This is a genomic window from Patescibacteria group bacterium (genome assembly GCA_038065255.1).
Lineage (GTDB): Bacteria > Patescibacteriota > Patescibacteriia > JACQRZ01 > JACQRZ01 > JBBTRI01.
On the sequence record JBBTRI010000015.1, the window covers coordinates 26,662 to 28,092 of the forward strand.

Here is a 1,431-nt window from a genome sequence, read left to right on the forward strand (position 1 = left end):
TCAAGAAAGGCTCGGAGATCCTCAAATACATTGAATTGGTAATCATAGAGTGTTTTGTCTTTTGTTTTTGTTTCTGTATGACGTTCGATGTATGTTTCAAGTGCATTCAGTATCGAAATGCGGGATCGAAGCTTGATTGTGTCGATGAAAGACAGTTTGAAGTGTTTCGACTTCAACGATACAAACATTTTTGCATAAGCTTCAAATCGCGCAGGGTAGCGCTCACGAAGCGTCTTTTCAGAATGCTCAAATAGATCGTCTGCGCTGTGCGGCATAATTTCCTCGCCAAACGCCCTCGATACCTCGACGCGCTGTTGCTGCAATTCTTCTTTTGATTTAAAGCGAAAAACCTCGGACATACGCGACCTCTCTATTGGTAAATAATGGTTGTGATTATAGCACAAAATCGCTTTTTTGTCAATACCCCTCAGCTGTAGAAAACAGTATATTCTCCCGATAAACTTCAAAAGTGCGGAGCTTTTTATTTTCCCCAAGGCAAGGACTTGCTTTTTGTTTCATCTTCGGCTACACTTGGTGATGACTTCTAAACAAGGTTTTGTCAAAATATTTCACATCGCCTATGTTGAACTCCATCGTTATTCGCGGAGCCCGCGTCCATAATCTGAAAAACGTTTCAATCGACGTCCCCCACAAAAAGCTTGTCGTCTTTACGGGACTCTCCGGATCAGGAAAATCATCGTTAGCATTTGATACTATTTACGCGGAAGGGCAGCGACGGTTCATGGAAAGCCTTTCGAGTTTCACCAAGCAGTTTATGGAGAATCTCGACAAGCCCGATGTCGACTTGATCGATGGCTTGCCGCCTACGATCGCCATCGACCAGCGCACAAGCTCCGCTTCTCCACGTTCAACAGTCGGAACCGCAACGGAAATTTACGACTATATTCGCTTGCTCTTTGCCCGCATCGGCATTCCCCATTGTCCAAAATGCAGCAAAAAGATTATTTCACGCACACGACAAGATATCATCAACGACATTTCAGTGCGTATCAAAGCGTGCAAATCTGAAAGCATCATCCTCGCTCCCATTGCCCATGACGAAAAAGTAGACATTGATAATATCGTGGATGAACTGGAAAAAATAGGATACCACGCCGTACGATTGGATGGACGCATTTACTCGTTGCGCGAATTGCTCCAAGCCCATGTTGATGAAAACAAAAAACATACGCTTGAAGTCATTGTCGAACGCCTTTACAAATCAGAAAGTGGCCACCTAGATCACAATCGCCTCGTCAGTGCCATAAAAACCGCGCTCGAATACGGCGATGGAACTGTTATTTTAACCGTGCCGGAGAAAAAAGAAGAGCACTATTTCACGGAAAACCTACTCTGTAGCGACTGCGGCATCACTCTTGAAGAACTCCAGCCGCAGCATTTTTCATTCAACAACCCGCGTGGCGCATGCCA

Annotated in this window: 2 protein-coding genes; one reads left to right on the forward strand and one right to left on the reverse strand. The window is 44.8% G+C overall.

The window, feature by feature from the left end; translation table 11 throughout:
- Nucleotides 1–359: hypothetical protein (locus AAB400_03920; GenBank protein MEK7649029.1), on the reverse strand; the 359-nt coding region annotated here is incomplete at its 3' end.
- A gap of 221 nt (nt 360–580) precedes the next feature.
- Here AAB400_03920 and AAB400_03925 point away from each other — a divergent pair.
- Nucleotides 581–1,431 (forward strand): excinuclease ABC subunit UvrA (locus AAB400_03925; GenBank protein MEK7649030.1); only part of this gene is annotated, 851 nt, incomplete at its 3' end.